This is a genomic window from Pseudescherichia sp. L3 (genome assembly GCF_024656065.1).
Lineage (GTDB): Bacteria > Pseudomonadota > Gammaproteobacteria > Enterobacterales > Enterobacteriaceae > Pseudescherichia.
Genome location: NZ_JANKYC010000003.1, coordinates 355,225 through 375,131 on the forward strand (window position 1 = coordinate 355,225; position 19,907 = coordinate 375,131).

The window sequence follows — 19,907 nt, forward strand, 5'->3', positions numbered from 1 at the left end:
GGCCTACAGCTCGATGGTGAGCGTGCTCCCCTCGGCGCTCACTACCACGCCCCACTCGCTGCCAGCAGATGTGCCGCCTTGCACGCCGCCAATCTGCTGCACGTTGCGCAGGCAAAGCGTCCAGCGCTGTGCCTCGCCAGATCCCACTACGCGCAGCGTATTGCCCTCGCGCGTCGCCTTCAGGGTAAACACCACCGCGCCGTCGTTACCCGGCACCTCGCAGATGGCCTCATGCCCCTCCTCCAGGGCAAAGAGCTGGAAGGTGGTGCCCTCATGCCACGCATAGTCCGGCCGCTGGTCATTGCTTCCCAGCGCCAGCAGCGTGTTGTTTCGCACATAGACCGGCAGGCTCATAAAGTCGTGCTGCTGTCTGTGCCAGCGGCTGCCCTGTAGCTCATCGTTGCGCCACAGGTGCGTCCAGCGCCCCTCCGGCAGGTAGAACTGCACGTCACCCGCCTCGGAGAAGACCGGTGCGACCAGCACGGCGTCGCCGAGCATATACTGGCGGTCAAGGTAGTCGCAGGCGAGATCGTCCGGGAACTCCAGCATCATCGCCCGCAGCATCGGGGTACCCTGCTCACGGGCCAGCGCCGCCTGGCGATAGAGATAGGGCATCATGCGGCACTTCAGCTGGGTAAAGTGGCGTACCACGTCGCAGGACTCTTCGTCATAGGCCCAGGGCACGCGATAGGATTTGCTGCCGTGCAGGCGGCTATGGCTGGAGAGCAGCCCGAACGCGCACCAGCGTTTATAGACATGCGCCGGGGCAGTATTCTCAAAACCGCCGATGTCGTGGCTCCAGAAACCAAACCCGGAGAGGCCAATCGATAGCCCGCCGCGCAGGCTTTCCGCCATCGACTCGTAGTTGGCATAGCAGTCGCCGCCCCAGTGCACCGGGAACTGTTGCGCCCCGACTGAAGCAGAGCGAGCAAACAGCACCGCCTCGCGCTCGCCCACCGTCTCTTTCAGCACGTTCCACACCAGTTCGTTGTAGATATAGGCATAGTGGTTGTGCATTTTCTGCGGATCGGATCCGTCGAACCACTGTACGTCGGTAGGGATCCGTTCACCAAAGTCGGTCTTGAAGCAGTCGACGCCGATCGCCACCAGCTTCTTCAGCTCGTCGGCGTACCAACGGCAGGCTTCGGGATTGGTAAAGTCATAGATAGCCAGCCCCGGCTGCCACTTGTCCCACTGCCAGAGCGAGCCATCAGGGCGTTTGAGCAGGTAGCCTTTTTCCTTCAGCTCCTTAAAGCGCGGGGACTTCTGACCGATGTAAGGATTGATCCAGACGCAGATTTTCAACCCTTTCGCCTTCAGGCGGCGGATCATCCCCTCTGGATCCGGGAAGGTCACCGGGTCCCACTCAAAATCGCACCACTGGAAGGCTTTCATCCAGAAGCAGTCGAAATGGAAGACGTGCAGAGGCAGATTGCGCTCGGCCATGCCGTCGATAAAGCTGTTTACCGTGGCCTCATCGTAGTTAGTGGTAAACGAGGTGGTGAGCCAGAGACCAAACGACCATGCAGGCGGCAGCGCCGGGCGGCCGGAGAGCTGCGTGTAGCGGTTAAGCACCTCTTTCGGCGTTGGGCCGTCGATCACGAAGTACTCAAGGTCCTCACCCTCAACGCTGAACTGCACCTTCGACACCTTCTCCGATCCCACCTCAAAGGAGACGCATTCGGGATGGTTCACCAGCACGCCGTAGCCGCGATTGGTGAGGTAGAAGGGGATATTCTTGTACGACTGCTCGGTACTGGTGCCGCCGTCTCGGTTCCAGGTCTCCACCGTTTGGCCGTTGCGCACCAGGGCGGTAAAGCGCTCGCCCAGGCCATAGACAGCCTCTCCCACGCCCAGATCCAGTCGCTCGAAAAGGTAGTTTTTACCGTGATGCGCATCCTGCACGTAACCGCTGTTCTTCAGCTGGCTGCCGGTGATCCGCACCCCGTTATGGAGAAAATCCAGCGACCAGGTTTCGCCTTTAGTGACCCGCGCGGTGAGACTGCCGGAGGTCAGGGATGCGAACGCCTCGCTGTTTTGCAGCTCGATCTCTACGTCTGACTGAAGGTTCAGCGGGTAGTGCGGGCCGTTATCCAACGCGCCCTGGAAGTGCTCCATCCGCACGCCGATCACGCCCTCCTGCGGCGAGAAGAGGCGCAGGGTAAAGAGTGGCGTATCCAGCTGCCACGTCCGCTCACGGACGTCACGCGGGGCGGCGTGGATCAACAGTTCGTTGCCCTGCTGCTCCACGTCAAAGACCTGCACGGGAGAGATCACGTTAAGGCCGGGTTGAATAAGCCAGTTTCCATCACTGATTTTCATGGTCTGTTCCTTTTAATGCGTTAATTCTTTGCCGATCGATTCCTGGTCAAACTCCTGCTGGTTGCGGCGTGCGCCGACGGCGAGCTGCTGCATCATGGCGGTCAGGAAAGGGGTCTTCAGGGTATAGAAGCGTTTGGCAATAATGGCGCTCAGCAGATAGCAGACCGCCGGGACAAGGGTAAAGAGGGCAATAATGATGGTGATGGTGGTGCCGTTCTGCGCTTTTGCCGCCGCATCGTAGCCGCCGCCCGCCAGCGCCCAGCCGATCATCGCTCCGCCGAGGGCCAGGCCCAGCTTCAGCACGAACAGCGTGCCGGCGAAGCTGATCCCGGTCAGACGTTTACCGTTGCACCACTCGCCGTAGTCGACGGTGTCGGACATCATGACCCACTGAATCGGCGTTACCAGCTGATGCAGAACGCCAATCACAAAGATAAAACCAAACATAGTGAGGCTGGCGCTCATCGGCACAAAGAACATCGCCACGCTCAGTACCGCCAGCGCCGCGTTGGTCCACCAGAAGACGCTGACCTTGCACTTCCAGTCGGTAAGCGGCTTCGCCAGCGCGCTGCCGATCAGGTTGCCGACGCAGTAGGTGGTAAGGAAGGCAACGAACGTCTCCGGCTGGCCGAGGATCCAGGTGACGTAGTACATCATCGCCCCGCCGCGCACGCAGACCGCGAGGATGTTTAGCAGCGTCAGGAAACCGACGATGCGCCACTGGTCGTTGTTCCAGATATCGCGCAGGTCTTCCCGCATCGGGGTGGTGCTCGGCGGCACCTGGATACGTTCGCGGGTGGTAAAGAAGCAGAAGGCGAGCATCAGGAACGCCACCACCGACAGCACCGCGATGCCCCCCTGGAAGCCCAGCGCTTTATCATCCCCGCCGATGAGATGCACCAGCGGCATCATCAGCACCGTGGAGAGCATGCCGCCCGCCGTTGCCAGCACGAAGCGCCAGGACTGGAGCGAGATACGTTGAGTGGGGTCATTGGTGATCACCCCGCCGAGGGCGCAGTAGGGGATATTAATCACGGTGTAGAGCAGCGTTAGCAGCGTGTAGGTCACGGCGGCGTAGACCAGTTTGCCGTTATGGCTGAGGTCCGGCGTGGTGTAGGCGAGCACGCAGACGACACCGAAGGGGATAGCGCCGAACAAAATCCACGGGCGGAACTTGCCCCAGCGGCTGCGGGTACGGTCGGCAATCAGGCCCATGCAGGGGTCGGAGATAGCGTCCAGCGCGCGGGCCAGCAGGAACATGGTGCCAACAAAGCCAGCGGGAATACCAAAGATGTCGGTGTAGAAAAACATCATGTACAGCATGACGTTATCGAAGATGATATGGCTGGCGGCGTCGCCCATGCCGTAGCCTATCTTCTCCTTCACAGAGATAATCTGACTGTTCATTCCTCTTATCCTTCAGTAACAAAGCGTTCTGAGACCGGTTAAAGTCGTTGTAAACCATCCCTCCTGGCGCGGGTATTCCGTTTTCTGGTTATCAAATTACGATTCTTGTTTTCTGTGATCCCGGTAGGCTAAACCGGCGGGCTTGATTGTAACTTACGGAAAATATGGGGTTTTAACCAAAATGGAGGGTGGCAACGAAACGGGACAGTGAAAAAAGCGCTAATAGATGTGTGTAAAGGCGGGAAAGTAGCTATAATGCGCCCGCCTCCATGTAGCAATGCAGGCGCGGAAGATCGTCGTCTCCGGTGAGGCGGCTGGACTTCAAATCCAGTTGGGACCGCCAGCGGCCCCGGGCAGGTTCGACTCCTGTGATCTTCCGCCAGTTTGCCTCTCCTGAACTCCACTGTCTCAAGTAAATCCGCTTTAATACCCGCAGTTCTCCCAAGGTCTACTGTCTTTACCAGAATCAAGTGAATTCTGGGAGCATAATGGTGAGCATGATTTACAGCCTCATTTTGAGATGCCCCCAATGAAGCTAACAGTCAGACTAATTGATACAGCCAAGCCCAAAGAGAAGCCGTATAAGCTATCTGATGGTGGAGGCCTCTACCTTGAAGTAACTACTAACGGCTCACGTTACTGGCGTTTAAAGTATCGCTACGCAGGTAAAGAAAAGCGCCTTGCTTTTGGCGTTTATCCCGAGGTTTCTTTCGCCCAAGCTCGCGAAAAACGTGATGCTGCGAAAAAGCTACTGTCTGCAGGAAATGATCCCGGCGAACTAAAGAAAGCAGAGAAAATTGCCCAAAAGCTTAACTATGAAAATACATTCGAAGCTATTGCCCGTGAATGGCATCAGTTGAGAGCCGATCGTTGGTCATTGCGCTATCGGGATGAAATTATTGATACTTTTGAAAAGGATATTTTTCCTTACATAGGTAAACGCCCCATAGCTGAAATTAAACCTATGGAATTGCTGGAAACCCTTCGCCGAATGGAAAAACGAGGCGCGTTAGAGAAGATGCGCAAAGTCAGACAGCGCTGCGGTGAAGTATTCCGTCATGCAATCGTGACCGGGCGCGCTGAATACAATCCTGCCCCCGATCTCGCTACAGCCCTCGCAACACCAAAGAAAACGCATTTTCCTTTCCTGACTGCCGAAGAGCTTCCTCACTTTCTTAGAGATCTTGCAGGCTATTCCGGGAGTGTTATTACCAAGACTGCAACTCAAATCATCATGCTTACAGGGGTACGAACTCAAGAACTACGTTTTGCCCGTTGGGAGGATATTAATTTTGAAAAACGGCTCTGGGAGATCCCTGCTGAAGTCATGAAGATGAAACGACCACATATCGTTCCTATGTCGGATCAAGTTGTCGCGCTCTTTGAATCACTGATGCCTATTACGGGGCTATATCCGCTGGTATTTATCGGACGTAATGATCGTACAAAACCGATCTCAAAGGAGAGCGTTAATCAGGTGATTGAGTTATTGGGATATAAAGGAAGGCTTACAGGGCACGGTTTCCGCCACACGATGAGTACCATCCTGCATGAAGAAGGCTTTAACTCAGCGTGGATTGAAACGCAGCTTGCGCATGTGGATAAGAACGCGATACGTGGGACTTATAACCATGCGCAGTATTTGGAGGGGCGTAGGGAGATGATGCAGTGGTATGCCGACAACATTAGCTCTCTGGCAGAAGTTTCATTTTTACTCATTAAAACAGCGGGTTAGACCATAAGGCTGAGCAATAACTCTCAGCCATAAATGATTAATTTACCAGCCGTAAATGTTGGTTTTGAACTCCCAAAGCATACAGCCGCATAACCTCGGGAAGGAATAAATTGAAAATGGATGCAAGTTCGCTTTGGTCATACCCTAGCTCGTCTTTCGTATGATCAATTATTGCGTTCAGTAATGTTGGTGTTTCCCCGTTTACATCGAGTTTTACAGGCTCATCTATTTTGTAACGTTTAATGGACATTTGCCGCCAAATCCAATCGCTTTGGCCTGCCGTAATCGCTTTTAGCGTTTTTGCTCTATAGAACAACGCAGCCATTGAAGTCCGCCAAAATGGTTTAAGGGCAGCGGCTTTTTCGATACTGATATTTCGTAAATCGTTATAAATATCAGAGGCGGGCATAAGCAATTCTGCAGCAAAAGCGTTGGCTTCATCCTCCATCGTTGGAGTGGGGGCCCGGTGCATCACTAAATGACCCAGCTCATGGGCTAGAGTAAATCTGTACCTATCAACTGGCTGATTTTTATTTATAAAGATTAATGGTGGTAATCCCGCCACTTTGTAACTTAGCCCTGAAAGTCCAGTATCTTCCATATCGCAATCAATGATAATGATGCCTGCTCTTTCCAGTACCTCAACAAGGTTTTTTATCGGCCCACGTGGGATATGCCACGCAGTACGGACATTACGAGCAATTTGTTCGATATTTTCTTCGTAGTCTTCAGGATCGTAGTAAGGGAGCTCATATTCGGGCTCGAACTCAACGAACTGCAACAGCTTCCTGAGATGAGCAATACGTACATTCACTTCAGCAACAAGTTTGTCCAGCACTTTCATGCTGACAGATGCTTTTTTACGGTACATCGGGTTTGCACTGATTGGTCCACCATAAAGCCTTTCTGACATCATGAAAAACTCGACGGGACAGTTAAGCGCTTCCGCAATACTGCGGACTTGGTCTTCAGTTGCAGATTTAAGCCCTTGTTCAATTTTGGACAACGTACCTTGAGACAGGGCTACACGATGAGCCAAATCCTTTTGGCTCATACCCAACATTTTCCGACGCAACTCAATCATCTCTGGGCGTACGGTGGCTGCTGACTTAATCTCCACGACCATTTTCTACCTTCGGTTCTGTCTTTCTAACCCGTTTCGGTTTCACAACACTTTTCGCAGGTGAAACATTTTTTGTAACAGGCTGAGGTTGGGGTATGTTCACTTCAAGCTCGTGTACAGGCAAGTCGTACAGATTTTCATCTGTTATATCAATTGCCCATGCAACAAATTTCCCGTTGCGCTGAGTAAGGACGATTTTATCAATTCCTACACAGTCGTCACTAAGTATGTAAAGCAGCTCTAATCGAATTAGACCACCAAACATGTCAATATCAGGGTTGTGGAAATCCAATGCTCTTTGCGTCGGATAGTTAGAAGAACGAAGGCTCTTGTCCCCTTTTTTGATCCTCACAAAATAGCGATCTTGAATCAAAAATCCCACTTGATGAGGCATCTTTACGTACTTAATACCTTCAATTTCTGCAGTTTCAATCTGGTCCTTCAAAAAAAATAAGGCATCGTTTCGGAGCACTGCTGAGCGCACTCGTTTGTCGACCAGGCGACGGGCAATATCGTTTTGAATCCAGTTTTTCCAAGCATTATCGAAAACAGAAGTTAAGGTGTTGTAGTAAGGACAGCATATTAAATGGGCTTCTTCTTTATTGATTAAAGACATAGAGGATCTCTAAAAATTTATTGTGAAATGTCACTATGAAGGATAGAGCCCAACAACATTTTTTACAACAAAATATTCCAATTTTCATTCCAGCCAAAATTAACTGATTGTTTTTATTATTTATTTTTTTGTTTAAACCTCCCACCATCTGGAAAAACTCCGGGAAAGTGGACTATTGCTGGATAGCAAACAGGGCAAGTGGGTTCACTACCGCTTATCCCCGCATATTCCTTCCTAGGCCGCTCAGATGATTGAGCAAGCTTGGTTATATGGAACGACTATGTGTCTCCATCTAGAAAGTAACTTGCTGCCAAGGTTTAACGTCCGAATCCCGGAAAACATCGCCCTGAAACGCTCGCGCAACGTAGGCGCGCTGGTGCTTAGTACTTTAAAGTCTGACTACGTAGCGGCAGACCTGTTTGCTGGAGAATTTTTCTCTCCGCAGCCGACTTATGCTCAGCATCGCATGCTCCGTGCCGTTGTAATGTCTATACGGGTTAACATCAACCACGCACTTGGCATTGGCACTTCATAGGCCTGGGCAATGGCGGTACTGCATCGCCTGGCGACAAACCGCAATCACCGCGTCTTGGTTATATCACCTGATCCGCACAAGCGGCTTTTTTCATTTTAGCCGGTTAAGGATCTCTTCACCCTTCGTTCTGCGGGCAATTTCTCTCGCCGTCTCTTCAATACCGGGGTAGATGGTACTGGGTTTGATATTAAGCCTGCTAAGTTCCTGCAGGATCGCTTTCTTGTTGCTGATATAGATTCGGTCTACCTTAAGACCGCTGTGGCCGGTATCCGGCAGGACAGCCTCATGCCCGAAAAGCAGAAATGCACCGGACTGGGATGAAATCCTCTGGTTGGCAATTCTCCCGCGCACAAAAAGGATACGGCTCAAGTCGCCTGGACGTATTGCGTCTTCGAAGTATGGTTTTTCGGAGCGGATGAAATGAATTAGCCTCTTCATTTCCGTAGATTTTTTGTTTCGAAGATGAATCGGAATGTCAGTTTCCGGAATGATTTTATTTTTATCTTCCATACTAAGCAGGGACAAGTTAGTGATGCAACTTACGGTGTCAGAGTTATAAAACTTGATGTCGTCCGCCTGGACGGTAAAAATTTTCACATCCCCTGTTTTCTCTTCCTCCGCGTTTTTATCGAGCATGTCCGCGCAGCAGAAATAGAGGGCGACCAGCGGATTGGCTGTGACGTCCAGCAGGCGGGTTGGCAGACCGTAGTGCTGCATGCGAACCAGCTTATCTATCATGAAATGGTCCTGATAAAATTCAGCCGGATGGGCCGTCAGGATCTCATTAATCATGTTCTTTTCTTTATGCCTATAGAGAGGCACGGCCTCCTCTTCACGAAAGAGGGAAGGCTCCAGCTTGTACTTATAGTCGCTGTGTCCGCGGTAAAAGACTTCCTGCCCTTCCTGAGCCTTAAATTCATTTATTTTCTGCAGGAACGCCTCTACCGACGTCACACTCTGCTCGCGTTCATACAATCCTGGCGGCGGCGGCGGAGGAACGTTGGCAAGCGGGGGTGTCGGAAGTCTTAACCCAAAAGCATTCATGACTTCAGGAAGGCTGACTTCCTTGATGGCCCAGTGGGTCCTCGACGTTTCAAATAGATGAAAGAAGAACCGATCACCCAGCAATTTGAAGTTATCGACTGTCACTTTCTCGTAGTCATAATCGATGCGGACTGCATACTCTAAATTTTTCCCTTTGACTGCTACACTCTCAAGCATACCCACCCGGATATTGGATACCAGGCGCGACCGTCCATCCAGGTTCTGTTCATTCACAAACTCAGTCATCAGCAGGCAGGGTATGAGCTTAAGTTTATCGAGGACCGTTTTATTCACTTCTCTGTAGATGATCGAGAGTCTGTCATTCGTGTATTCCAGATAACGACTCAGGGGCATCGAGCTGTGGGCAAGCTGGCCCACGGGAACGTTCCAGTCTTCATCACTCACTTTCATTATCAGATTTATCACGGGCTTCCCTTCATGTTCATCATTGAGCATATGGTGAGATAACTTTATTCCTGTAAGAGCTTTGAATAAACAGGAAATCCCTGCTGGTAATGGACCGTAAGCCTAATGCCAGGACATCTTCGTATAGTTACGGTGCCCTGTAACCTCATTATTCAACTGAGCTTCACTGATAAGGGATGCATAAGGTTCCCAGTGTATACATGCGGCAGCGTACCTCCTTTCGCGTTATCTCTCTTATTTCCCGATCACCGAAATACCCGCTCCCCAATCTTTTTAATCACTCCGTCGCTCACCTTCATCTCGGCATCAGTCTGAGTGATGTAGATCGCCATATAGACAGGTTGTGCCCCCTTGGGATAGACCGCAGCAATAATCGCCCTTGAGCCGTAGCCGCCTGCACCCGTTTTATCCGCGATGGCCCAGCCCTCGGGCAGAGCGGCGCGCAGCAGGTTGTCGGCCACCTTGTCATCCCGCATCCACTGCTCCAGCATCTCCCGGTGCGGCGCAGTTAAACGCGGCGTCGCCAGCAGCGTATGCAGCCCGGATGCCATACGTTCCGGCGTGGAGGTATCGCGCTCGTCCCCTGGCGTGGCCTCATTGAGGGTCGGCTCGGTGCGATCCAATCGGGTGACGTCGTCGCCACTCTCACGCATAAAACGCGTTATTGCATCAGGACCGCCAAGGTAAGTCAGAATGCTGTTGCCCGCCGTATTATCGCTATAGCTCACCGCCGCCGAACACAGGGTTTGCAGCGTAATGGTCGCCGGAGCAACGTAGTTTTTGGTGATCGGAGAGTAGCTCAGCAGCTCGTCAGGTTTAATGGTGACCGTCTCATCCAGCAAGCCAGCGGTCTTGTGCAGACGATCAAGTAGCGCGGCGCAGGCGAGAACTTTAAAAGTGCTGGTTAAGGGGAAGCGTTCGCTCTGGCGATAGCCAAAGATCGGCTGGCCGTCGGCGTTGACGATGGACATGCCAATCTTACCCGGCAGCCGTATCTCCTCCTGCTTCAGGAAGGCCTGTAGCCCTTCAGTGTTGATTGCATGAGCCGACTGGCACAGCGCGAAAAGAAGAAACAGTACCCCGCCGATAGTGCGCTTCACATCAGAATTCCTTACCGTCACTCGCTATGCCATGACATTACCATACTTCGCCTCACGCTACGGTGGAGTGTGAGAGATGAAACTACGAGGATCATTTTGGCCATATACAATCTATATAGAAAATATCACACTTCTGTTATATACTTTCTATATAGTCACAAGAGAGAGGTAAATCATGGCTCCTGGTTCTGCAACTAACGCGATTGCGACCGCTAAACGCCGTCCACGCAACGTTAAAAGCAAGGCGGAAACCCCTGCACCGGCTGCGCCGAAAAAGTTCCTTTTCCAGCTGCGCGCACGTGACAACGAGTACGGCGTAAGCGAAGAAACCTTCACTCGCCTTATGGAGGCGCTGGAGCTTAACCAGACTGAACTCGTTCATAAAGCGTTGCGCTACCTGGCACACGACGTATTACCGGCTTACGAACTGGATAACGGCCCGCTGACCGACAAACAGCACGCCACCATTACCCGACTGTCTGGCATGGAAATCACAGACGAAGACCTGGATTCGCCATTATTTAAATAAGCAGGAAGCATATGGCTCATAACTTTAATCCTTTACCGGCAGCTGGAGATATTCTCTGGTGCAAATTTCCTCATGATGAGGACTTAGGCAACCCGGGGCCGTATCCGCGTCCTGGGCTTGTCCTGAACGTGTTTACCGACCTTCACGCGGTGCTTATTACCTATGGAACGTCTCAGATCGGTAAAGTTTACGACGGTGAGTTTGTCATTGATGACCAACTGGATACGGCCGGACTAGAAGTTCCGACTAAGTTCGATCTGAACAGGCTTCAAAAACTGCCTTTTAACGACGTGTGGTTTCATTCATCACCTGGCGTCACGGTCACAATCCCACTACCGAAAATGGGTATCATCCCGCCGACGTTTATGCCCATCATGCGCGCCGCATGGATAAAACGCTCTGCTAAAAAGTAGCCCTGCCAGATGATTTTATATCCGCCTTTGGCGATAGAGTCTTAACTCTCTCTTACGCCGGGTGGCGGCTTCGCATTACCCGACCTACCGCTTGCCTACCTCTAAAGTGTGATGCCGATCACACACCAAAACGCCTCTGGCACGACTTGCCACCTAAATTGAGTTAGATCACAAAAAATAGTGAAACAACGGTTCATCATGCCTGCGAAGTGTGAGCAAGATAACAAATACAAGTCCAGGACCGGGCGCTGATAACTCACCGACGCTCTATGTAGCGCCGCGTTTCCTCTCTATCTCTATTCGATTCTTTGCCTGCTGCCCTGCAGCGGTCAGCCAGTCTATTGCATTAAAAAAGAGGTATGTATGCGCAAAACAGGTCATATGCGCTGGTTTATGGTTTCGCTGGTAACGCTCGGTACCGTTCTTTGCTATTTAACCAGAAACACCATTTCGGCGGCGGCCCCCACGCTACAAAACGATCTGCACATCACTACGCAGCAATACTCCTGGATTATTGCTACCTTCTCCGCCTGCTATACCATCGCTCAGCCAATCGCGGGGTATATCCTGGATTCACTCGGCACCAAAATGGGCTACACCATCTTTGGCGTGTTGTGGGGCGTGTTCTGCATCGGCGCATCGTTCTCTACCAGCTGGACGGGGCTGGCGTTCTTCCGCGGTCTCGGCGGCTTTGCCGAAAGCGCGATGATCCCCGCCGGACTGAAAGCGGTGACCGAGTGGTTCCCGGATCGCGAGCGCTCGGTGGCGGTGGGCTACTTTAACGTTGGCTCCTCTATTGGCGCGGTGATTGCGCCTCCGCTGGTGGCCTGGGCGATCTTTATGCGCGACTGGCGGCTGGCCTTTATCATTGTCGGCGTCTCCAGCGTGCTGTGGGCGGTGGGCTGGTACTTCACCTATAACCGTCCGGCAAAGGCTAAATCCCTCTCCAAAGAAGAGTACCTCTACATCACCGGTGGACAGCCGGAGAAAGAGCATGTGGAGAAGGTGCGCATTGGCCATCTGCTGAAACAGCGTAAGTTCTGGGGCATCGCGCTGCCGCGCTTTTTAGCCGAACCAGCATGGGGAACCTTTAACGCCTGGATCCCGCTGTTTATGGTGCACACCTACGGTTTTAGCCTGAAGGATATCGCCATGTTTGCCTGGATCCCAATGCTGTTTGCCGACGTAGGCTGCATCGTGGGCGGCTATCTGCCGGGAATGTTCCAGAAACTGTTCGGCGTTAACATTATCGTCTCCCGTAAACTGGTGGTGACCATGGGCGCAGCGCTGATGATCCTGCCCGGCCTGGTAGGGCTGTTCGGCAGCCCGATGGTGGCGATTGGTCTGCTGTGCGTCGGTGGGTTTGCCCATCAGTCGCTCTCCGGAGCGCTGATTACCCTCTCTTCAGATATGTTTGACTCCAACGAAGTAGCGACCGCTAACGGCTTTACCGGCATGGCGGCCTGGACGGCGAGCACCCTGTTTGCCCTGGTGGTGGGCGCGCTTGCCGATACCGTCGGCTTTAGCCCCCTGTTTGCCGTGCTCTCCGGCTTCGACGTGGTCGGCGCTATCCTGCTGTGGGTGCTGCTCAAAACGCCTGCTCAAACGCTGATCCCACAAGAAACGTTCTGACTAAAAATGCGCCACCTGTAGCGGCAGGTGGCGCCGTCAGGAAAACCTTCCTCGCCTGGCGATCCCTCTTAACCATAGCTACCTTTAAACGACAATAACGAAGGCGCGTCCTGCGGGAAAAGACGCCTTCACTCTGCTGCGGTGCGGTTTGCCGATAGCGATTGGCAAGGTTGAGGAAGTAAAATGAGCGAACCCCTGTGTACCCTGTTTTACGACGGGAGGCCGGTTACTGGCCCGTCGAACGTCCCGCTAATCGATTTTCTGACCGCGGGCGGCCTGAAACTGCCCCATGTTTGCTATCACCCCTCTCTAGAACCCATGCAAACCTGCGACGTCTGCTGGGTGGAATACAATGGCGAACTGGTGCGCGGCTGCACGCTTAAAAGCGCCGAAGGCATGGAGATAGCCAGCCGGACGCCGCTTGCCGAGGCGGCACAGCACGAAGGAATGGACCGCCTGCTGGCGAAGCATGAGCTCTACTGCACCGTCTGCGAACACAATACTGGCGACTGCACGCTGCACAACACCATGGCGGATATGCATATCCCCATTCAGCGCTATGAATATCAGCGCAAGCCCTACGTGAAAGATCACTCCAACCCGTTCTACACCTACGATCCCGACCAGTGCATTCTCTGCGGCCGCTGCGTAGAGGCGTGCCAGAACGTGGAAGTGAACGAAACGCTAAGCATCGACTACACCATGGAACACCCGCGCGTACTGTGGGATGGCGGCGAAACCATCGCCGGATCGAGCTGCGTCAGCTGCGGCCACTGCGTCACCGTCTGCCCCTGCAATGCGCTGCTTGAGAAAACCATGCAGCCGGACGCCGGGCCGTTTACCAGCATGAAACAGTCGCTTAAGCGGCCCATGATCGATCTGGTGAAGGCGGTAGAAAACAGCACCGGCGCGGAAATCGTCACCGGTATTTCGGTGATGGACATGCACTGGCGTCAGCCGGAGATCAAGCGCACCAAAACCGTCTGCACCTATTGCGGCGTAGGCTGTAGCTTTGAGATCTGGACCCGCGACCGTCACGTGCTAAAAGTGCAGCCGATGGCCGAGGCCCCCGCCAACGGCATCTCTACCTGCGTGAAGGGCAAATTTGCCTGGGATTTTATTAACGATAAAGAGCGTCTCACCACGCCGCTGATTCGTGAAAACGACCGCTTTCGCGAAGCGAGCTGGGACGAAGCGCTGGAGCTGGTGGCGCGCCGCCTGCTGCATATTCGCGACCAGCACGGCCCGCAGAGCATCGGCTTTATCGGCTCCAGCAAAGGCAGCAACGAAGAGGCCTACCTGACGCAGAAGATCGCTCGCCTAATTATCGGCACCAACAGCGTGGATAACTCCTCCCGCTACTGTCAGAACCCTGCTACCCAAGGGTTATTCCGCACCGTAGGCTACGGCGGCGACGCGGGCACGATAGAGGATCTGCAGAAGGCGGACCTGGTTATCATCGTCGGCAGCAATACAGCTGAAAACCACCCGGTAATCGCCGCAAAGCTAAAAGCAGCGAAAAAGCATCACGGTCAGAAACTGCTGGTCGTCGACCCGCGCCGTCATGAGATGGCCGAGCGCGCCGACCTGCACCTGCGCGCCCGTTCCGGCACTGACATGGTATGGGCCTCGGCGATGGCCCGCTATATGTTTGATAACGGCTATGCCGACGAGGCGTTTCTGGCTGAGCGGGTCAACCAGGTGGAGGAGTATCGCCAGTCGCTGGCGCCCTTCACGCTGGAATTCGCCGCGGAGATCACGGGGCTTGCCATTGAAGAACTCACTGCCGCCGCAGAGCTGATCGGTAAGGCAAGCGCCGTCTGCATCGTCTGGGCGATGGGTATTACCCAGCACAGCCACGGTGCCGATGCCAGCACCGCGCTCTCTAACCTGCTGCTGGTGACCGGCAACTATGGCCGGCCCGGCACCGGCGGCTACCCGATGCGCGGCCACAACAACGTGCAGGGGGCGAGCGACTTCGGCTGCCTGAAAGATTACTACCCCGGCTACGAGTCGGTAACCGATGAGAGCGTGCGCGAGAAGTGGGCGCGCGCCTGGGGCGTCGAGCCGGAGCGGCTGTCGCTGGAGGCGGGCTCGGATAACTTCGAGATGGTTCAACACGCGCGCACGAAACAAATTCGCGCCATGTATGTGATTGGCGAAGAGACCTCCTTTGCCGACGCCGACACTACCAGCGTTCACGAGGGTTTTACCAACCTCGATTTTCTGGTGGTGCAGGATCTCTTCTTCAGCCGCACGGCGCAGTTCGCCGACGTGGTGCTGCCAGCCTGCCCCAGCGTGGAAAAAGAGGGCACCTACGTCAACACCGAGCGGCGCATTCAGCGCTTTTACGAGGCGCTGAAGCCGCTTGGTGATAGCCGACCGGACTGGCGTATTCTCACCGAGCTTGCCGCCCGCATGGGACACGACTGGGGCTATACGCATCCGTCGCAGATCATGGCCGAAGCGGCGCGCATCGCCACTATTTTTGCAGGGGTTAGCTACGAGCGGCTCGAAGGGTGGAATTCGCAGCTCTGGCCGGTGAAGCCCGATGGCGAGAGCACGCCACTGCTGTATACCGACGGTTTTAAATTCCCCGACAAGCGCGCTGTGCTTTACCCGCTTGCGTGGCAGCCGCCGCAGGAAGTCCCCGATCAGCAGTACGACCTGACGCTCAACAACGGCCGCATGCTGGAGCATTTCCAGGCAACCAACCAGAGCGGGCGCGGTGGGCGCACGACCTCGCTGTCACCGGACTGGTTTGTGGAAATTAGCCCTGAGCTTGCCGCCGAGCGTGGCCTTGCAGAGGGCGACTGGGTGCAACTCACCTCGCGGCGCGGCTCGCTCGAAGTGCCCGTGGTCGTCACCGATCGCGTGGCGGGCGGCACGCTGTTTATCTCTATTCACCAGGGCAAGCCGGGCATTAACCTGCTGACGGGCGAACATCACGACCCGGACGTCAACACCCCGGCCTATAAAGAGATCGCTATCCGGCTGGAGAAGCTTTCACGCGAGCCGCACCCTTCCCCGCTGCCGCGGCACAACTTCCGCTACGGCAATCGCACGCCGATACCGCACGTGCAGGTTGAGGAGAAGTGGCAGCGCGACGACTATCGCCTACCGCCTGAACAGGCCCCGCATCCGGAGAAATTTTAATGGCTAAAGCGATTGATTATCAGGTGGAGCCGCCAGTCATCGGCCCCACCGCCGAGGAAGAACTACAGCGTCTGCTGCAGACGCTGCATGAGCATGGCGTGCTGCGCCTGGCCAATGACATGGTGGCCAGCAACAACGACTGGCTCAAGGTGATTGTCGACGGCCTGAGCCGCAAAGGCTCGCTGAACGTTATTCAGAATATCTCCGTGCTGCTGATGGCGCTCTCTACCATCCCGCCGGAGCGCATGTACAAGCTCGCCTTCGGCCTGCGGGATTTTATGGCCGAACTGAGCCGCGAAGGCCATGAGGAAGAGCAGTCGCAAAGCGCGAACGGCAGTGCACCGGGGGCGCGCGGTGCCTGGAAGATGCTGCATGACGACGAGCTCTGGCACTCTCTCATGCCGCTGCTTAACGGCATGAAGGCCTTTTCGCGCCGGATGGAGGAGGAGGTGGACAAGCCCATCTCCTCGTTTAGCGGCAAACCCAGCGACGCTTAAGCTTCCGTGGAGGATGCATGTTAAGCCAGGAGACGGCTTTGTGGCTGGCACGCAGTCAGTTCGCCTTTACCATCGGCTTTCACATTGTGCTGGCGGCCTTCACCATCGGCCTCGCCCAGTGGCTGATGCTGCTGGAGGGGATGTGGCTGTGGCGTAAACAGCGCGTTTATCGCGATCTCTACGAATACTGGAGCAAGGTATTCGCGCTGAACGTCGCGGTGGGCGTGGTAACCGGCGTGCTGATGGAGTTTCAGTTCGGCACCAACTGGGGCGCGCTGGCAAACCGTGCCGGTGCAGTTATGGGGCCGATGATGTACATGGAGGTGCTGGTCGCCTTTTTCCTTGAAGCTGGCTTTATGGGGGTGGTGCTCTTCGGTATGGGCAAGGTGCGCCCTTGGGTGCACTTTTTCGCCACCTGCATGGTGGCCGTCGGGTCGATCTTCAGCGCCTTCTGGATCCTCTCTGCTAACTCCTGGATGCAGACGCCCGCGGGTTTTATCACCGGGGCGGATGGCCGTTTTCAGCCCATCGACTGGTGGGCGGTGATCTTTAATCCCTCTTTCCCCTGGCGTTTTGTCCACATGACGCTGGCGGCGATGCTTGCCACCGCCTGCCTTGTCGCCGCCGCAGGAGCCTGGCACCTGCTAAGACGTCCGGATAACCGTGGCGCGCGGCTTATGTTCTCCTGGGGCCTGTGGCTGCTGCTGGTCATCACCCCGATTCAGGTGGTGGTAGGCGATCTGCATGGTGAAAACACGCGCGACCATCAGCCGGTGAAGCTGGCGGCAATGGAAGGTAGCTGGAACCCACCGCCGCCCGGCGAAGGCGAGCCGCTGCGGCTTTTCGCCATTCCGGATATGCAGGCGCAGCGCAACCACTTTGAACTGGCTATTCCAAATATCGGCTCGCTCTACCTGCGCCACAACCTCACCGGCACCATTCACAGCCTGAACCAGTATCCGCGCGATGAACGTCCCTGGGTGCCCGGCGTGTTCTTTGCGTTTCGCGCGATGGTAGGGCTTGGGCTGCTGATGCTCTTTTTCGGCGCGGCCGGGCTGATCGCGCGCCTGCGCGGCAGGCTATGGACTTCTCAAAAACTACAACGCGGCATGGTATGGATGGCGCCAGCGGGCTTTTTCGCCATGCTCGCCGGGTGGTTTGTGACCGAGACCGGACGCCAACCCTGGACGGTTTACGGCGTGCTGCGCACCGCACACAGCGTTTCCCCTGTTGCTCCCTCGCTGGTGCTGACCTCGTTTTTTGCCATTCTGATCGTGTATCTGCTTATCTTTGCCATCGGGCTGTGGTTTTTGCTGCGTCTGCTTGGCAGGCCGCCGTCGCACGATGAAAGAGAGCCGAATGCGGAAGTGGCGGAGCAGACCGGACGCGGTATCACGCCGCAGAGTATAAGGGGACGCTACGATGCTTGAGGCCATCCTTTCTATGCCACCGTTAACGCTGCTTAGTGCCATCGCTCTGGCCTTCGGTGTGCTGGTTTACGTGGTGCTGGACGGCACCGATCTCGGCGTCGGCCTCCTCGCGCCGTTTCAGCCGCCGCAGGCGCGCCAGCAGATGAACATCTCTCTTCTGCCGGTATGGGACGGGAACGAAACCTGGCTGGTGCTGACCGCAGGCGCGATGCTGGCGCTTTTCCCGGTCGCCTTCAGCATCCTTTACAGCGCCCTCTATCTACCGGTCTATATCATGCTGCTGGCGCTGATCGTGCGCGGCATGGCGATAGAGTTCCGTCATCAGCACCCGGCGCTGTTCGACGCGCTGTTTATCGGCGGCTCCTGGATGGTATCGCTGAGCCAGGGTGCGACAATGGGGGCATGGATTGAGGGAGTAGCGCATAACGGCGAACAGTTCACCGGTGGCCCTCTGGCGTGGCTTTCACCGTTTTCGCTCTACTGCGCGGTTTCACTCACCGTGGGGTATGCGCTGCTCGGTGCCTGCTGGCTGGTGTGGCGCTGCGAAGGCGAGCTGGCCGCATGGAGCCGACGCCAGGCGATACGGCTGGCGCTGTTTACCACCGCGCTGCTGGCCGGGCTGGTTATCTGGACAACGCAGCTTCATGAGAATTATCGGCTACATTTGCTGGCATGGCGCTACAGCGGGCCGCTGGCGCTTATCGCCCTGCTGGCGCTGGCGGGATTTATCCTCGCGCTACGCCACAAACGTGAATTCTTGCCGCTGGCTATGGCGCTCACGCTCTTTTGCGCCGCGTTTGGGGCCATGCTGCTGGCGGTGTTTCCGTTCATTCTGCCGCCCGGCCTGCTGCTGACCCAGGCCGCCGCCCCGCCCGCCACGCAAAAGCTGATGCTTATCGCCTTCGGCACATTTGTACCGATTACGCTTCTCTACAATAGCTGGGGCTTCTGGATCTTCCGCGGAAAAATTCACGCCGCCCGCGATGCGGATCGCCCCTGACGCAGCGCCTGCGGCGGCACGCCGTAGCCGCGAACGAAAACTTCACGCATATGGCGACGGTCGCGAAAGCCAGACTCCCGGGCGATAGCATCGAGGGTTAAACGACCCTGCTCGATCATCAGTCGGGCCGCCTCAAGGCGCAGCCCCTCAATCGCCTTGGCGGGAGATTTACCTGTCTCGGCGCGAAACAGACGCGTCAGCTGACGGGCGCTGAGATGCACGGCATCCGCTAAATCATCCACCGTCAGCGGCTTGCGCAGGTTGTTACGGGCATACTCCAGCGCACTTTGCAGCCGGTCGGAGCGGGGAGCCAGGGCCAGCATCTCCGAGTGCTGGGTTTGACCGCCGGAGCGGCGCTGGTTCATCACCAGCCGGTGCGCCACGCCACGGGCCACGTCTGCCCCTAAATCTTTCTCTACCATTCCCAGCGCCATATCCAGTCCGGCGGTGAGACCCGCCGAGGTCCAGAACGCCTCATCGATAATAAAGATGCGGTCATCATCAAGCTGCACGGCCGGATGCAGCCGCTTCATGCTGGGAGCATGCGCCCAGTGGGTGGTGGCGCGGCGTCTCTCCAGCAGGCCCGCCTGGGCCAGCACGAACGCACCGGTACATATGCCTGCAACTCGCCGCGCCTGATGGGCGGAGGTCTGGAGAAAAGCGATAAGACCCGGCGTGGCAGGCTGCTCGGTAGGCATCAGTACGCCCGCCAGCAGCCAGGTGTCCATCTGCACCTCAGCGGATAACGGCGCACTATCGACGCCAATTCCCGACGATGAGCGCACCGTTCCTCCATGTTCGGAATAGACCGCCGTCTGGTAGAAACTCTCCCCCGCCACAATATTGGCAAACTCAAAAACGGTGAGCGTTGAGAGGGCCAGCATCTGAAAATTATCGGAAATAATTAAACCAATCCTGTGCATCGTGTCACCTTACCGAGAA

At 55.5% G+C, this 19,907-nt stretch carries 15 protein-coding genes, 1 tRNA gene and 1 pseudogene; 10 read left to right on the forward strand and 7 right to left on the reverse strand.

The genetic code is table 11. The features are described from left to right. Positions 1-3: 3 nt before the first annotated feature. Both yicI and NR795_RS16965 read right to left on the reverse strand, forming a co-directional pair. Positions 4-2,322, reverse strand: a complete 2,319-nt coding sequence (gene yicI, locus NR795_RS16960; protein WP_257758821.1) for an alpha-xylosidase — start codon at positions 2,320-2,322, stop codon at positions 4-6. Positions 2,323-2,334: 12 nt separating this feature from the next. Then, on the reverse strand, positions 2,335-3,729 hold the full coding sequence (locus NR795_RS16965; protein WP_257758822.1) for a glycoside-pentoside-hexuronide family transporter: 1,395 nt from the start codon (positions 3,727-3,729) through the stop codon (positions 2,335-2,337). Between the two features lie 287 nt (positions 3,730-4,016). Between NR795_RS16965 and NR795_RS16970 the strand changes: the two genes are divergently transcribed. Further along, a tRNA-Sec gene (locus tag NR795_RS16970) sits at positions 4,017-4,111 on the forward strand. 147 nt (positions 4,112-4,258) lie between these two features. Next, positions 4,259-5,464: a tyrosine-type recombinase/integrase gene (locus tag NR795_RS16975; RefSeq protein WP_257758823.1), complete on the forward strand. Its 1,206-nt coding sequence runs from the start codon at positions 4,259-4,261 to the stop codon at positions 5,462-5,464. A gap of 37 nt (positions 5,465-5,501) precedes the next feature. Here NR795_RS16975 and NR795_RS16980 read toward each other — a convergent pair whose 3' ends face one another. After that, positions 5,502-6,590 (reverse strand): ImmA/IrrE family metallo-endopeptidase, encoded by a 1,089-nt coding sequence (locus NR795_RS16980; protein WP_023181609.1) that lies wholly within the window; start codon positions 6,588-6,590, stop codon positions 5,502-5,504. Further along, entirely contained in the window at positions 6,574-7,203 is a 630-nt protein-coding gene (locus tag NR795_RS16985; protein ID WP_257758824.1) for a hypothetical protein, read from the reverse strand. The genes NR795_RS16980 and NR795_RS16985 overlap by 17 nt, the downstream gene beginning before the upstream one ends. Positions 7,204-7,342: 139 nt before the next feature. Here NR795_RS16985 and NR795_RS16990 point away from each other — a divergent pair. Then, positions 7,343-7,438, forward strand: a pseudogene (locus NR795_RS16990) (transcriptional regulator); the annotation flags it as partial. A gap of 390 nt (positions 7,439-7,828) precedes the next feature. Here NR795_RS16990 and NR795_RS16995 read toward each other — a convergent pair. Together NR795_RS16995 and bla are read right to left on the reverse strand one after the other, a co-directional pair. Continuing rightward, on the reverse strand, positions 7,829-9,238 hold the full coding sequence (locus NR795_RS16995) for an FRG domain-containing protein (RefSeq protein ID WP_257758825.1): 1,410 nt from the start codon (positions 9,236-9,238) through the stop codon (positions 7,829-7,831). Positions 9,239-9,453: 215 nt separating this feature from the next. Then, on the reverse strand, positions 9,454-10,308 hold the full coding sequence (gene bla, locus NR795_RS17000) for a class A beta-lactamase (protein ID WP_374544364.1): 855 nt from the start codon (positions 10,306-10,308) through the stop codon (positions 9,454-9,456). A 175-nt stretch (positions 10,309-10,483) separates the two neighbouring features. Here bla and NR795_RS17005 point away from each other — a divergent pair, with 175 nt between their 5' ends. From NR795_RS17005 to NR795_RS17035, 7 genes are all read left to right on the forward strand, one after another. After that, a complete protein-coding gene (locus NR795_RS17005) occupies positions 10,484-10,837 on the forward strand; it encodes a hypothetical protein (protein ID WP_144818352.1) in 354 nt (117 codons plus the stop codon). Positions 10,838-10,848: 11 nt separating this feature from the next. After that, a complete protein-coding gene (locus NR795_RS17010) occupies positions 10,849-11,250 on the forward strand; it encodes a hypothetical protein (RefSeq protein WP_144818350.1) in 402 nt (133 codons plus the stop codon). Between the two features lie 363 nt (positions 11,251-11,613). Then, positions 11,614-12,882, forward strand: coding sequence for an MFS transporter (locus NR795_RS17015; RefSeq protein WP_144818348.1), 1,269 nt, complete (start codon positions 11,614-11,616; stop codon positions 12,880-12,882). 183 nt (positions 12,883-13,065) lie between these two features. Beyond that, positions 13,066-16,038 carry a formate dehydrogenase subunit alpha gene (gene fdhF / locus NR795_RS17020; RefSeq protein ID WP_257758826.1) on the forward strand — a complete coding sequence of 991 codons (2,973 nt, stop codon included), beginning with the start codon at positions 13,066-13,068 and terminating at the stop codon, positions 16,036-16,038. Further along, a complete protein-coding gene (locus tag NR795_RS17025) occupies positions 16,038-16,535 on the forward strand; it encodes a DUF1641 domain-containing protein (protein WP_257758827.1) in 498 nt (165 codons plus the stop codon). Before fdhF ends, NR795_RS17025 begins: the two co-directional genes overlap by 1 nt. Before the next feature lie 17 nt (positions 16,536-16,552). Continuing rightward, positions 16,553-17,965, forward strand: a complete 1,413-nt coding sequence (locus NR795_RS17030; protein WP_257758828.1) for a cytochrome ubiquinol oxidase subunit I — start codon at positions 16,553-16,555, stop codon at positions 17,963-17,965. Continuing rightward, positions 17,958-18,965: a cytochrome d ubiquinol oxidase subunit II gene (locus NR795_RS17035; protein WP_257758829.1), complete on the forward strand. Its 1,008-nt coding sequence runs from the start codon at positions 17,958-17,960 to the stop codon at positions 18,963-18,965. Before NR795_RS17030 ends, NR795_RS17035 begins: the two co-directional genes overlap by 8 nt. Here NR795_RS17035 and NR795_RS17040 read toward each other — a convergent pair. Then, the gene (locus NR795_RS17040) at positions 18,935-19,888 is read right to left on the reverse strand and encodes a GlxA family transcriptional regulator (RefSeq protein ID WP_144818338.1); all 954 of its coding nucleotides are present in this window, start codon (positions 19,886-19,888) and stop codon (positions 18,935-18,937) included. The two genes, NR795_RS17035 and NR795_RS17040, sit on opposite strands and share 31 nt — an antisense overlap. Between the last annotated feature and the right edge of the window lie 19 nt (positions 19,889-19,907).